Annotated in this window: 13 protein-coding genes; 7 read left to right on the top strand and 6 right to left on the bottom strand. The window is 71.5% G+C overall.

All coding sequences use genetic code 11. The features are described 5' to 3' along the window. Positions 1 to 29: 29 nt before the first annotated feature. The gene (locus G515_RS22085; protein ID WP_051218515.1) at positions 30 to 1,121 is read right to left on the bottom strand and encodes a serine/threonine-protein kinase; all 1,092 of its coding nucleotides are present in this window, start codon (positions 1,119 to 1,121) and stop codon (positions 30 to 32) included. Positions 1,122 to 1,422: 301 nt separating this feature from the next. Between G515_RS22085 and recO the strand changes: the two genes are divergently transcribed. Continuing rightward, the gene (recO, locus tag G515_RS0117015) at positions 1,423 to 2,151 is read left to right on the top strand and encodes a DNA repair protein RecO (RefSeq protein ID WP_028661114.1); all 729 of its coding nucleotides are present in this window, start codon (positions 1,423 to 1,425) and stop codon (positions 2,149 to 2,151) included. A 56-nt stretch (positions 2,152 to 2,207) separates the two neighbouring features. Next, the gene (locus G515_RS0117010) at positions 2,208 to 3,230 is read left to right on the top strand and encodes an NADP-dependent oxidoreductase (protein WP_028661113.1); all 1,023 of its coding nucleotides are present in this window, start codon (positions 2,208 to 2,210) and stop codon (positions 3,228 to 3,230) included. 73 nt (positions 3,231 to 3,303) lie between these two features. Here the strand turns inward: G515_RS0117010 and G515_RS0117005 are convergent, their stop codons facing one another. Beyond that, the gene (locus G515_RS0117005) at positions 3,304 to 4,098 is read right to left on the bottom strand and encodes an acyl-CoA thioesterase (protein ID WP_028661112.1); all 795 of its coding nucleotides are present in this window, start codon (positions 4,096 to 4,098) and stop codon (positions 3,304 to 3,306) included. A 106-nt stretch (positions 4,099 to 4,204) separates the two neighbouring features. On the opposite strand from G515_RS0117005, the gene G515_RS0117000 reads away from it, so the two are divergent. The 3 genes from G515_RS0117000 to G515_RS0116990 are packed head-to-tail and all read left to right on the top strand — an operon-like array spanning position 4,205 to position 6,985. Further along, a complete protein-coding gene (locus G515_RS0117000) occupies positions 4,205 to 4,705 on the top strand; it encodes a winged helix-turn-helix transcriptional regulator (protein ID WP_028661111.1) in 501 nt (166 codons plus the stop codon). A gap of 20 nt (positions 4,706 to 4,725) precedes the next feature. Then, the gene (locus G515_RS0116995; RefSeq protein WP_051218514.1) at positions 4,726 to 6,135 is read left to right on the top strand and encodes an MFS transporter; all 1,410 of its coding nucleotides are present in this window, start codon (positions 4,726 to 4,728) and stop codon (positions 6,133 to 6,135) included. Between the two features lie 55 nt (positions 6,136 to 6,190). Further along, complete coding sequence (locus tag G515_RS0116990) at positions 6,191 to 6,985, top strand: isoprenyl transferase (RefSeq protein ID WP_211221087.1); 795 nt, start codon at positions 6,191 to 6,193, stop codon at positions 6,983 to 6,985. Positions 6,986 to 7,022: 37 nt separating this feature from the next. Here the strand turns inward: G515_RS0116990 and G515_RS0116985 are convergent, their stop codons facing one another. The 4 genes from G515_RS0116985 to G515_RS0116970 form a co-directional block, all read right to left on the bottom strand. Further along, positions 7,023 to 7,397 carry a Fur family transcriptional regulator gene (locus tag G515_RS0116985; protein ID WP_028661108.1) on the bottom strand — a complete coding sequence of 125 codons (375 nt, stop codon included), beginning with the start codon at positions 7,395 to 7,397 and terminating at the stop codon, positions 7,023 to 7,025. 82 nt (positions 7,398 to 7,479) lie between these two features. Then, complete coding sequence (locus G515_RS0116980; protein ID WP_028661107.1) at positions 7,480 to 8,496, bottom strand: metal ABC transporter permease; 1,017 nt, start codon at positions 8,494 to 8,496, stop codon at positions 7,480 to 7,482. Continuing rightward, positions 8,493 to 9,347, bottom strand: coding sequence for a metal ABC transporter ATP-binding protein (locus G515_RS22080; RefSeq protein ID WP_036555906.1), 855 nt, complete (start codon positions 9,345 to 9,347; stop codon positions 8,493 to 8,495). The genes G515_RS0116980 and G515_RS22080 overlap by 4 nt, the downstream gene beginning before the upstream one ends. Then, entirely contained in the window at positions 9,344 to 10,348 is a 1,005-nt protein-coding gene (locus G515_RS0116970) for a metal ABC transporter substrate-binding protein (RefSeq protein WP_028661106.1), read from the bottom strand. The genes G515_RS22080 and G515_RS0116970 overlap by 4 nt, the downstream gene beginning before the upstream one ends. Positions 10,349 to 10,514: 166 nt before the next feature. Here G515_RS0116970 and G515_RS0116965 point away from each other — a divergent pair, with 166 nt between their 5' ends. Both G515_RS0116965 and G515_RS23380 read left to right on the top strand, forming a co-directional pair. Further along, the gene (locus G515_RS0116965) at positions 10,515 to 11,927 is read left to right on the top strand and encodes a glycine--tRNA ligase (protein WP_028661105.1); all 1,413 of its coding nucleotides are present in this window, start codon (positions 10,515 to 10,517) and stop codon (positions 11,925 to 11,927) included. 74 nt (positions 11,928 to 12,001) lie between these two features. After that, the gene (locus G515_RS23380) at positions 12,002 to 12,754 is read left to right on the top strand and encodes a hypothetical protein (protein WP_157571168.1); all 753 of its coding nucleotides are present in this window, start codon (positions 12,002 to 12,004) and stop codon (positions 12,752 to 12,754) included. Positions 12,755 to 12,783: the final 29 nt, after the last annotated feature.

Below are 12,783 nucleotides of genomic sequence, written 5' to 3'. Positions count from 1 at the left end.
CGACCGGGCCCGTCGAGGCGCGTCGGCCCTCAGCGGGTGGTGAACCAGGCCACGGCCACGAGCGTCAGCGCGACCACGACCATCGCCGCGGAGAGCAGGATCCAGGGGAGCAGCGAGCGGGGCTGCTCGGGCGGGGCGTACGGCGCCCCGGGGTAGGGACCCGGAGTCCGCGGACCCGGTGACATCGGGCCGGATGCTGCGGCCGCCCCGGAACCGTGTCCACCCGACAGGGGCGGCGGCGACAGTGGGGCGGGTGAGGAGGCGCCCGAGCCGTGCATCCTGGTCTGGGAGGGGACCGGCACCGGCGGCGGGAATCGCACCCCCGCGCAGGCGTGGGCGAGCGCGTCGGCGAAGCTCTGCGTGTCGGGCCAGCGGTAGGTCCGGTCGGGCTCCATGGCCCGCATGACCACCGCATCCACCTGGGGCGGGATCGCCCGGAGGGAGGACACCCGCTCGATCGGCTCGAGGGGCCATCGCGGCGGGCGCGGGTCACGCCCGGCGATCAGCGCGTAGGCGACCCCGCCCAGGGCGCGGACGTCGGCTCGGGCGTCCAACGCGGTGGTCGAATCCAGTTGCTCGGGGGCCATGTAGGCCGGAGTGCCGACGTGGCTGGTCACCCCGCTGTCGGCGGCCAGCGACTTGGCGACGCCGAGGTCGGCCACCACCACCCGACGGCGACCGCGCACGTCTCGGGTGAGCAGCAGATTGGCCGGCTTGATGTCGCGGTGCACGATGCCGTGGTCGTGGAGGGCGGCCAGCCCGGCGGCGGCCTGGCCGACCAGGTCGACCAGCTCGACGGGCTCGACGCCGTGGGTCTGCTTGAGCAGATCGGCGACCGTCCCGCCGTCGGCGTAGGTCATCACGAAGTACGGCACGTCGTCCGGGGTGACGCCGATGTCGTACACGTGGATCACGTGGGGACTGTCGGCGCGGCGCAGCAGCCGTGCCTCCTGGAGGAAGCGGTCGCGGATGTCCGGGACGCCGGCCCAGTTCTCGGCCAGGGCCTTGACGGCCACGGGCGAGTCGAGATCGGGATCGTGGTACAGCCACACCGTCGCGAAGCCGCCGCTCCCGAGCAGACGGACCCGACGCAGTCGGCCGAGGGTCTCTGGAAGGGGCACGGAGCGCAGTCTGCCCCATCCGCGTCGCTTCACACCCATGGAACCGCTGGTCGATCCCGCCCGCTGCGCGCTGTGATGCGGCACGCCGGCGGCGCCGCCCTCGCGCGACAGTCCCCAAGATGCCTTGGCTCCCGCGTCTCGCCGGGCGCACTCGCCTCGCGACGCCGGTAGCGATGATCAGCGTCTCCGTACCGCGTGCACGGGTGCGAGCGGGTCGGGCGCTGTGCGGGTTCGGTCCGCTCCCGGGCGATGGAGCCGTGTCGTGGCGGGGCCGCTGCCGGGGTGCGGGCAGAATGGTGGGGTGCCTCTCTACCGCGACGAGGCGATCGTGCTGCGCACCCACAAGCTGGGCGAGGCCGACCGCATCATCACCATGCTCACCCGCGAGCACGGCCGGGTGCGCGCCGTCGCGAAGGGAGTACGCCGGACCACCTCGAAGTTCGGCTCGCGACTGGAGCCCTTCACCCACGTCGACCTCCAGTTGGCCGAGGGACGCAACCTGGACACCGTCACCCAGGCCGAGACCCTCACCCTCTTCCACGCCGGCCTCGGGCTCGACTACGACCGGTTCACGGCCGGTCAGGTGATGCTCGAGACCGCCGACCGGCTGATGGCCGAGGAACGGCAGCCGTCGGTGCAGCAGTACCTCCTTCTGGTCGGCGCCCTGCGCACGCTGGCCTCCGGTGAGCGGCAACCCGGCCAGGTGCTCGACTCCTACCTCCTCCGGTCGCTCGCGGTGGCCGGATACGCCCCGTCCTTCCTGTACTGCGCCCGGTGCGGGCTGGAGGGGCCGCACCGCTGGTTCCACCACGCGCACGGCGGGGTGTTGTGCACTACCTGCCGGGTCCCCGGGTCGGCCTCGCCGGCCTTCGAGACCCTCGCCCTCCTCGGCGCGCTGCTGGCCGGCAACTGGCCGGTCGTCGAGGCCGCCGAGCCGCGGCACCTCAAGGAGGCCAGCGGCCTGGTGGCGGCGTACCTGTCCTGGCACCTCGAGCGCGGGCTCCGCTCACTCGCCTACGTCGAGCGGTAGCGCTCGGCCGCCGGTCGATCCTTCCTCGCTCACCGGGCCTGCGCCAGGATGGCTCGGTGACCACCTCCACTGAGACCAACACCCGCGTCCTGCTCCGCTCCCGTCCGGTCGGGGAGCCGACCGCCGATGACTTCGAGATCGTGCGCGAGCCCGTACCGCAGCCGGCCGCGGGCGAGGTGCTGGTGCGCACCAGCTACCTCTCCCTCGACCCCTACATGCGCGGGCGGATGAGCGCCGCCGAGTCCTACGCCGCGCCGACCGGCCTCGGCGAGGTGATGCCCGCCGGCACCGTGGGTGAGGTCGTGGACTCGCGCGACCCGTCGCTGGAGGTGGGCGACGTCGTGCTGGCCTACGGTGGCTGGCAGGCCTACGCGGCGGTGCCCGCCCGGCAGGTGCGCAAGCTCGACCCGGCCCTGGCGCCGGTCTCCACCGCCCTGGGCGTGCTCGGCATGCCGGGCTTCACGGCGTACGCCGGACTCACCGTGCTCGGGCGCCCCCAGCCGGGCGAGACCGTCGTCGTCGCGGCCGCCACCGGCCCGGTCGGCGCGACCGTGGGCCAGCTGGCCAAGATCCACGGCGCTCGCGCCGTGGGGATCGCCGGCGGCCCGGAGAAGGTGGCCCACCTGGAGGAGTTGGGCTTCGACGCGGCGATCGACCACCGGGCCGCGGACTTCACCGAGCAGTTGGCCGCGGCCACCCCGGACGGCATCGACGTCTACTTCGAGAACGTCGGCGGTGCGGTCTGGGACGCCGTCCTGCCCCGGCTCAACCTCTACGCCCGCGTGCCGGTCTGCGGCCTGGTCGCGCACTACAACGAGACCGAGGCGCCGGCCGGCCCCGACAGGAGCGCCGCGCTGATGCGGCACGTGCTCAACAAGAGCCTGACCATCCGGGGGTTCATCCAGACCGAGTTCGTGCCCGAGCACCACGACCGCTTCCTGGCGGAGATGGGCCGCTGGGTGACGGAGGGCGACGTGGGCTACCGGGAGGACATCGTGGACGGACTCGAGAACGCGCCCGAGGCCTTCATCGGTCTGCTCAAGGGTCGCAACTTCGGCAAGCTGATCATCCGTCTCTGACCTCGGGTGTCGCCGCACCGGTGATGACGTTCGCCGAGCCGGTCGAGGGTGACCTCGACCGACTCGTCCCGCCTCAGCCGGCCAGACGGGTCTGCCGGACCGTCGCCAGCAGCGTGCCGTCGGGGAGGTGGATCCAACCGTCCTCGACGGCGAAGCCCTCGTGCGAGTGGAAGGTGTGCATCCGGGCGGCCAGGAACTCATCGTCGGCCAGCTTCCAGCTCCCGGCGGTGCTGTGGATCTGGAGGGAGTACTCGATGGTCACCGCACGCTGGGGCGTGGTCGCCTTGGCGAACACGGCCGGCGGGAAGTAGTCGCCGTACATGGTCAGCCAGGCGGTGTCGAACACGCCGCCGTGCAGCGGGCGACTCCAGGCGACCCACTCCGCGCGATCGTTGCCGGCGAAGATATCGGTCTCGGGGTGGAGGTGGGTCTCGACGTTGTTGAGGTGGGCCGGGCCCTCTCGCCGGATGCGTACGGCGCCCTCGGGCCGCGGGACCGGCGGCGGCGCGTCGCTGAACTCCATCCCCTCCCACGGGGTGGAGTGGTGGAGCCGCGCGAGCGTGGTGGTCCGGCCGTCCTGGGACGTCGTCACGTGGGTCGTGACGAGGGCCCGCCCGCGGCGTACGACCTCGACGTGCAGCTCGAGGTCGCCCTCCACGTTCCCGCTGACGTAGCCGAAGGTCGCGGCCCGCAGGGTGGTGGCCGGCTCGACCCCGGCCTCGCGGTGGGCCCGTTCGGCGGCGGTGACCGCGAGGGCAGCGACCACACCCCCGTGCACGCCCTGGAGCGAGGTCCAGTCCTGGTCGACGTGGCCGCGGAACCGTCCTTCCCCCAGCGCCTCCAGCTCCATCGCGGCGGTCCAGTCCATCTCGTCTCCTCGAACTCTGCGGAAGGTGGCGAACCGGGGCCCCGGCTGCTCGTCCTGGGACCCTATGACCGTTGCGTTCTATGATGCAACTGACTAGGTTCAGGACATGCGTCGTACCAGCTTCGAAGAGATGAACTGCTCGGTCGCCCAGTGCCTCGAGGTGGTGGGCGACTGGTGGAGCATGCTGATCGTCCGGGACGCGTTCCTCGGCATCCGGCGCTTCGAGGTGTTCCAGGACCGGCTCGGCATCTCACGCAACATCCTCACCCAACGGCTGCGGCACCTCAGCGACGCCGGTGTCCTGGTGCGGGTGCAGTACCAGGACCGGCCGCCGCGCTTCGAGTACCGCCTGACCGACAAGGGCCGGGACCTGTGGCACGTGCTGACCGCGATGCGGCAGTGGGGCGACCGGTGGGCTTCGACCGACGGCCCCCCGTTGGTCGTGCGCCACCGCGGGTGCGGCCACCTCACCGAGGCCGTTCCGGTGTGCTCCGAGTGCGGTGAGCGGCTCGAGGCCCGCGAGGTCACGGCGGAGCGTGGTCCGGGGGCGCTCGTGGTCGCAGGCGCTGGCGCACCCGCGGAGAAGATCGACGGGTCGGAGGCATGACGAGCACGAGCCCGAGACGCATGCTGCGGGCATCATCGACGGGCCGCGGACCTGCCCACCCCGGGCTGATCTTCCTGGTGACCGCGCTCGGGGCGTTCACCGCCACGTTGAACCTCTCCCTGGGCAACGTCGCCTTCCCCGACCTCGCCGCCTCCTTCCCGCAGGCTTCCGCCGCCGACCTGTCCTGGGTGCTCACCAGCTACAACATCGTGTTCGGCGCGCTGCTGATCATCGGTGGGCGCACCGCGGACACCTGGGGACGCAAGCGCACCTTCATGGCCGGACTCGGGATCTTCCTGCTGGGAGCGCTGCTGTGCGGACTGGCGCCCTCGCTGCCGGTCCTCGTCGCGGCGAGGGTCGTCCAGGGCGCCGGCGCCGCCTTCCTGATGCCGTCCTCGCTGGCCCTCCTCATCGACGCCTTCCCGCCGGAGCGGCGTACTCACATGGTGGCGCTGTGGGGCGGGGTCGGTGCGCTCGCGGTGGCGATCGGCCCCTCGATCGGTGCGGTGGTCGTCGAGTTGGGCGGCTGGCCGTGGGCGTTCTTCATCAACATCCCGGTGGGACTCGTCGTCGCCGTCCTGGGCGCTCGGGTGCTGGTCGAGGCGGTCCCCACCGAGCTCCGACCCCGGCCGGACTACCTCGGGGCGGTGCTGGTCACCTTCGCGATGGGAGCCCTGGTGCTGGCGGTGGCCCAGGGAGCCGAGTGGGGCTGGGACGACCCGAGGGTGCTGGCCGCGTTCGCGGCCGCCGTCGTGGCGGCGTACTGGTTCCTGCGCCGTTCGGTGCGCCACCCCGAGCCGGTGGTCGACCTCGCCATGTTCAAGGACCGGACCTTCGCGCTGGCCAACCTCGCCACCTTCATCTACGGCACCGGCTTCTTCGCGATGCAGTTGGGCAACATCTTGTTCCTCACCGGCGTCTGGGGCTGGTCGATCTTCGCGGCAGGCCTGGCGGTGACCCCCGGTCCGGTGATGGTCGCGCTCGTCTCCGGGCCCGCGGGCAAGCTCGCCGCGCGGATCGGCTTCCGCGCCCTGCTGATCGCGGGCGCGCTCGTCTACGCCACCGGCATGCTCTGGTACTACGTCGGCGCGGATCTCACCCCCGACTACTTCTGGGTGTGGCTGCCCGCCTCGGTGATCGGGGGTCTGGGCGTCGGTCTGACCCTCCCGATCCTCAGCGCGGCCGCGGTCGCGGGGCTGCCACCGGCCCGGTACGCCGTGGGCAGCGCGGTCAACCAGACCGCGCGACAGATCGGCGGCGCCCTCGGCCTGGCCATCATGGTCGTGCTGCTCGGCGATCAGTCCTCGCTCTCATCCAGCCTCGCCGGGTTCGACCGGATCTGGCTGTACGCCGCGGCGACGGCCCTGCTCTCCGGCGCGGTCGCCGTCTTCGTCCCACGCGTCCAGGCACCGGTCGGCGAAGTCCGCTGAACGACCGCCGCTCCGGTGTCGCCCGGTCGAGCGGCGCCGACGCCCGGCCCGCCCGATAGGGTCGGTGGTCGTGAAACGCGCTGTTCGTACGCCGAACCCCCACCCCTCCGGGGCGACCCCGCCGCCGGTGCCGCGCGAGCTGGTGCCGGAGCACGTCGCGATCATCATGGACGGCAACGGCCGCTGGGCCAAGGAGCGCGGACTGCCCCGCACCCGGGGTCACGAGGAGGGCGAGTCAAGCCTGTTCGACGTGGTGGAGGGCGCCATCGAGATCGGAGTCAAGGCGATCTCCGCCTACGCCTTCTCCACCGAGAACTGGGCGCGCAGCCCCGAGGAGGTCCGCTTCCTGATGGGGTTCAACCGCGACGTGATCCGACGCCGGCGCGACGAGATGCATGAACTCGGCGTGCGGGTGCGCTGGGCCGGACGAGCGCCGCGGCTGTGGAGGTCGGTGATCAAGGAGCTCCAGGTCGCCGAGGAACTCACCCGGGACAACGACGTCTGCACCCTCACCATGTGCGTCAACTACGGCGGCCGGGCCGAGATCGCCGACGCCACCCGGCGGCTGGCCCAGGACGTCGCCGCGGGCCGGCTCAAGGCCGACAAGGTGGACGAGAAGATCTTCGCCCGCTACCTCTACGTCCCCGAACTCCCCGACGCCGACCTGGTCTGGCGCACCTCCGGTGAGCAGCGGCTCTCCAACTTCATGCTCTGGCAGGCGGCCTACTCCGAGTTCGTCTTCACCGACGTGCTCTGGCCCGATGTCGACCGCCGTCACCTCTGGCAGGCGATCGACACCTATGCCCGACGCGATCGCCGGTACGGCGGCGCCGTCCCCAACCAGACCTGAGCCGGCTGGCGGGGTCGGCCGGCCGGTCCGCCCCGCCTCAGCGGCACTCGGGGCAGGTGCCGAAGATCTCCAGGGTGTGGCTGACCTCGGCGTATCCGTGTTGTTCGGCGATGGCGGTGGTCCAGCGTTCGACGGCGGGGCCCTCGACCTCGACGGTGCGTCCGCAGGATCGGCACACCAGGTGATGGTGGTGGGTGGGGGAGCAGCTGCGGTAGATCGCCTCGCCGCCCTCGGTCCGCATCATGTCGACCTCGCCGGCGTCGGCGAGGGCGGACAAGGTGCGGTAGACGGTCGCCAGGCCCACCTGTTCGCCCTCGCGGGAGAGCCGCTCGTGGATCTGCTGGGCGGAGGCGAAGGCGTCCTCGCGGGCGAGAGCCACGGCGACCGCCCGGCGCTGTTTGGTCGGTCGCATCCCGGCGCGGGCCGGATCGGGGACCTCGGCCGGGGCCTCCGAAGGGGGCGGGGCCGGGACCGCGGCCGGCGCGTGGCCCGGCTCAGTGCTCGTCATAGTGGTGGCCCCCCTCGACCCGGTGGACGGCGTGCCGGTGGCCGTTGTGCACGTAGTCGACGTGGTCGCCGTGCTCGACCGCCAGGTGACCGCAGTCCTCGCCGTGCTCGTGGGCATGCTCGTCCACGCGGGTGTGCTCGGCGGCGGCCAGGTCCGCGAAGGGTTCCTGGAGGCGGCGTCGGCGGCGCATCCAGGCACCGAGCGGCCAGGTGATGAGGAAGAAGGCCAGGGCGACCAGCACGATCGTCGGACCCGGGGCCACCGTGACCCGGAAGGAGGCGACCGCGGAGATGCCCAGCCCGCCCGCGGAGGCCAGCAGACCGAGGCCCATAGCGCCGTACAACGTCGCACGGAAGGAATTGGTGACCTGTTGGCTGGTGGCCACCGGCACGACCATCAGCGCACTCACCAGCAGCAGTCCGACGGTGCGCATCGCCACCGTCACGGTGACGGCGGCGAGGACGGCGACGAGCAGGTTGTAGAAGCGGACCCGCAGCCCGGCGACGGCCGCGAACTCCTGGTCCTGCGCCACGGTGAACAGTTGCGGCGCCAGCCCGAGGCCGACCACCAGCACGACCACGGCCAAGATGATGGTGGCGAGGACATCGGCGATCCCGATCGTCGTGATCGAGCCGAACAGGTAGCTCTGCAGGCTGGCCGCACTCTCACCGGCCAGCCCGGTGAGGAAGACGCCGCCGGCCAGACCGCCGTAGAAGAGCAGCGCGAGCGCGACGTCACCGCCGGCGTTGGCGCGTTCGCGGATCACCTCGACCAGGAGGGCGCCGGCGATCGCCACGATCACCGCCGTCCAGGTGGGCGAGGTGTGGGTCAGCAGACCCAACGCCACCCCGGTGACGGCGACGTGGCCCAGTCCGTCGCCCATCAGGGCCATCCGGCGCTGCACCAGATAGGTGCCGACCACGGGTGCGGCCAGTCCGGTGACCACCGCTGCGATGAGGGCGCGCTGCATGAAGGGCATCGCGAACAGGTCGGCGACGGTCATCCCTGATCTCCTTGCGTCCGCTCGATGAGGGAAGTCACCTTGGGTGCGAAATCCTGCTGCTGCGCCCCGGGGGCATCGTGGTGGACATGGTGCTGGGTGTGGACGTCACCGAAGAGCGGATCGTGGACGGCGCTGTCGGAGAGGGGTGCGCCGTCGTAGGCGATCCTGCCGTCACGCATCACCACCGAGCGGTCCACGAGAGGCGCCATCGGGCCCAGTTCGTGGGCGACCAGCACCACGGTCGAGCCGCGCTCCTTGAGTCGTCCGAGGGTGTCGGCCAGAGCCTTCTGGTTGGGCAGGTCGACGCCGGCGGTGGGCTCGTCGAGGAAGAACAGTTCCGGGTCGCCGGCCAGGGCCCGGGCGATGAGGGTGCGCTGCTGCTGACCGCCGCTGAGGGTCGAGACGCCGTCCTTCGCCTTATCGGTGAGGCCGACGAGCTCGATCGCCCGAGCGATGGCCGCCTTGTCGGCGCGGGAGAGCGGGCGCAGCAGCCGGCGTCGCGTGAGTCGTCCGGACGCGACGACCTCCTGCACCGAGGCGGGTACGCCGGAGCCGGCCCCCGCCCGCTGCGGCACGAACCCGACCCGCTGCCAGTCGCGGAAGGAGTCGAACGGGGTGCCGAACAGCTCCAGGGTGCCGCCGGCGAGCGGGCGCAGACCGGTCAGCGCCCGGACCAGGGTGGACTTGCCGGAGCCGTTGGCGCCCATCAGCGCCACGAATTCGCCCGGCGCCACGGTGAGTGAGGCCTGGCGGATCACCGGGCGGCCGGCGATGGTGACGCTGCCGTCACGGAGCTGGACCGGCGCGGCGGTCGAGGCGCCCGTGGTCGGATCGGAGGCGGAGCGGCTCATCGGCAGCCGTTGGCCTTGCGGAGTGCGTCCAGATTTTCGCGCATGAGGGAAAGGTAGTCCTCATCGGCGGTCTCGTCGGTGAGTGCCTCGATGGGATCCAGCACCGCGGTGTCCACGCCCTCGTCCTTGGCGAGCTGCTCGGAGAGCTCCGGCGGGGCGAGCCGCTCGGTGAAGACCGTGGTCAGGCCCTCGTCCTGGATCAGCTCGTGCAGACGGCCCAGATCGGCGGGAGTCGGCTCGGCGTCGGGGGAGAGGCCGGCGATGGGGGCGAACTTCAGGCCGTACTTGGTCAGGTAGCCGAAGGCGTCGTGCGAGACGACGTCGACGTCACGCCGGCACTGCGCGAGCCCCTGGGTGAACTCCTGGTCCACCGAATCCAGGTCGGCGCGGAAGTCGGCCAGGTTGCCGGCGTAGACGTCGGCGTTGTCGGGGTCCAGCTCGGAGAGCTCGTCCGCGAGCGCCTCGGCGACCGTGGCCATCCGCTGCGGGTCGTGCCAGAAGTGCGGGTCGAGGTCGCCGTGGTCGTGGCCCTCGTGCTCGTCGGCGTGCTCCTCGCCGTCCTCCTCGCCGTCCTCGTGCTCGTGCTCGTGGGCCTCCTCCGAGTCACCGGACACGAGGTCGGACTCGTGGTCCTCGACGGGCACCAGGTCGGCCGACTGTGCCGCGTCCACGGTGGGCACACCGTCGGCCTGGTCGACGGCCGCGTCGAGGGCGGCCTGCATGCCGTCCTCGTAGAGGACCAGGTCGGCGTCCATGACGGTGGCGGTCTGGACCGGGGTGAGTTCCAGGTCGTGTGGGTCCTGCCCGGGGTTGGCCACCGAGACGACGTCCGCCTCCTCGCCGGCGACCCGCTCGGCGAGGTACTGCAGGGGATACATCGCGGTGACGACGGTGAGCTTCCCGTCGGCGGCCGGTTCGGAGTCGTCGGAGAAGGCGGCGCAGCCGGTGAGGGCGCTGGCCAGCAGGCAGGCCCCGACGGCGGGGAGGACGGGAAACTTCATGAGAACGATTCTCAGATATCTGAGAATCGTTGTCAATCCGGCGGAGACTGGGGATGAGTTCGGCCCGAACCGATCCCCGCGGCCACGCGGTCGTTAGGCTGAGCACCGGTGGTGCGCGTCGTACCGCCGTCCCTGTCTTCCTCGTTGGTTCCGAAAGAGAGCACCCGTGGCCAAGCCGCCCGCATCCACCGTCGACCATGTCGTCTCCCTCGCCAAGCGGCGAGGTTTCGTCTACCCGTGCGGTGAGATCTACGGCGGCACCCGCTCGGCCTGGGACTACGGGCCGCTGGGTGTCGAGCTGAAGGAGAACATCAAGCGGCAGTGGTGGCGCGCCACCGTCACCGGCCGCGAGGACGTGGTCGGTCTCGACTCCAGCGTCATCCTGCCCCGGCCGGTCTGGGAGGCCTCCGGGCACGTGGAGACCTTCAGCGACCCGCTCACCGAGTGCCAGTCGTGCCACAAGCGGTTCCGGGCCGACCACCTCCAGGAGGAGTACGCCGAGAAGCGGGCCGCCAAGGGCGAGGAGATCGACCCCGACAGCGTCGACCTCAACGAGTCCGTCCCGTGCCCCAACTGCGGCACCCGCAAGGCCTGGACCCCGCCGCGCCAGTTCTCCGGCCTGCTCAAGACCTACCTCGGGGTGATCGAGGACGAGAGCGGGCTGCACTACCTGCGCCCGGAGACCGCCCAGGGCATCTTCATCAACTTCGCCAACGTGGTGACCAGCCAGCGGATGAAGCCCCCGTTCGGCATCGCCCAGATCGGCAAGTCGTTCCGCAACGAGATCACGCCGGGCAACTTCATCTTCCGCACGCGCGAGTTCGAGCAGATGGAGATGGAGTTCTTTGTCAAGCCGGGCGAGGACGCCGACTGGCACCAGTACTGGATCGACACCCGCACCGCGTGGTACGTCGACCTCGGCATCGACCCGGCCAACCTGCGCCACTTCGAGCACCCGGCGGAGAAGCTCTCGCACTACTCCACCCGCACCGTGGACATCGAGTACCGCTTCAACTTCGCCGGCTCGGAGTGGGGTGAGTTGGAGGGCATCGCCAATCGCACCGACTTCGACCTCGGCACGCACGCCAAGCACTCCGGTGCCGACCTGAGCTACTTCGACCAGGCGGCCGGGGAGCGCTACACGCCCTACGTGATCGAGCCGGCAGCGGGCCTCTCGCGCAGCCTGATGACCTTCCTGGTCGACGCCTACACCGAGGACGAGGCGCCCAACACGAAGGGCGGGGTCGACAAGCGCACCGTGCTCAAGCTGGACAAGCGGCTCGCCCCGGTCAAGGTCGCGGTGCTCCCGCTCTCCCGCAACGCCGACCTCTCGCCGAAGGCCAAGGCGCTGGCCGCCGAGCTGCGCCAGCACTGGAACGTCGACTTCGACGACTCCGGCGCGATCGGCCGCCGCTACCGCCGCCAGGACGAGATCGGCACGCCGTACTGCGTGACCGTCGACTTCGACACCCTCGAGGACGACGCCGTCACCGTGCGCGAGCGCGACACGATGAGCCAGGAGCGGATCTCGCTCTCCGGCATCAGCGGCTACTTCGCCGAGCGCCTGCTCGGCAGCTGACCGGCCTCCCACGGCTCCGTGGGAGGGCGGCCACGATCGTGGGGAACGCCCGCAGCGGTGGCACCATGGGTGCCATGCTGCGGGCGTTTCGTCATGGTGGAGGACTGGTCGTGGCGAGCCTGCTGCTCGCCACCGCCCTGACGGCGTGCTCGACCGAGGAGCCCGACTCGGGCGCCGGCTCCGACACCTCGGGATCCAGCGCCACCGGCACCTCCGACCCCACCGCGGACAGCGGTACGTCGAGCTCCGACCCCTCGCCCTCGAGTAGCCCCTACCTCGACGTACCCGAAGGGGTCGAGCTGACCGAGCCCGGCACCCAGCTGGCCCTCGGGGATCAGGCGACCGTCGCCTACCAGCCGCGGCAGAAGCAGGTCGGCGTCCTCGACATCACCGTCACCGGCATCGAGCGCACCACCTTCGCCGCCTCCTTCGAGGGGTGGGAGATCGATGACGCCGCCGGCTCCAAGACGCCCTACTTCGTGCGGGCGACGGTCACCAATACCGGCGACACCGACCTGGGCGGGCGTCCGGTTCCGCTCTACGCCGCCACCGACGCGAACACCCTGATCGAGTCGAGCACCTTCTCCCACGAGTTCCGTCCCTGCCGGCCCGGCACCCTGCCCGACCCGTTCGCGCCGAAGGCGACCGTCGACGTCTGCCTGGTCTACCTGCTGCCCGAGAAGACCAGGCTCACCGCGGTCACGTTCCGGCCGACCGAGGAGTTCCTACCGATCACCTGGAGCGGTCAGATCGCCCAGCCGGGCAAGGCCGGCGCGCGCCAGAGCCCGAGCCCCACTCCGGTCCCCTCGGCCTCGGCCACGCCGTAGCCCGCCGCCGGATTCGCGACCCGGCGGCC

The sequence above is a fragment of the Nocardioides insulae DSM 17944 genome, assembly GCF_000422825.1.
GTDB classification, from domain to species: Bacteria; Actinomycetota; Actinomycetes; order Propionibacteriales; family Nocardioidaceae; genus Nocardioides; species Nocardioides insulae.
This window is presented reverse-complemented; position numbering and strand designations above follow the sequence as displayed.

Coding starts and splice junctions, on each gene's coding strand:
- G515_RS0117000 (WP_028661111.1), top strand. CDS start 4,205: ATGCGTCGTACCAGCTTCGAAGAGATGAACTGCTCGGTCGCCCAGTGC.
- G515_RS22080 (WP_036555906.1), bottom strand. CDS start 9,347: ATGAGCCGCTCCGCCTCCGATCCGACCACGGGCGCCTCGACCGCCGCG.
- G515_RS0116970 (WP_028661106.1), bottom strand. CDS start 10,348: ATGAAGTTTCCCGTCCTCCCCGCCGTCGGGGCCTGCCTGCTGGCCAGC.
- G515_RS0116985 (WP_028661108.1), bottom strand. CDS start 7,397: ATGCGACCGACCAAACAGCGCCGGGCGGTCGCCGTGGCTCTCGCCCGC.
- G515_RS0116980 (WP_028661107.1), bottom strand. CDS start 8,496: ATGACCGTCGCCGACCTGTTCGCGATGCCCTTCATGCAGCGCGCCCTC.
- G515_RS0116995 (WP_051218514.1), top strand. CDS start 4,726: ATGCTGCGGGCATCATCGACGGGCCGCGGACCTGCCCACCCCGGGCTG.
- G515_RS0117005 (WP_028661112.1), bottom strand. CDS start 4,098: ATGGACTGGACCGCCGCGATGGAGCTGGAGGCGCTGGGGGAAGGACGG.
- G515_RS23380 (WP_157571168.1), top strand. CDS start 12,002: ATGCTGCGGGCGTTTCGTCATGGTGGAGGACTGGTCGTGGCGAGCCTG.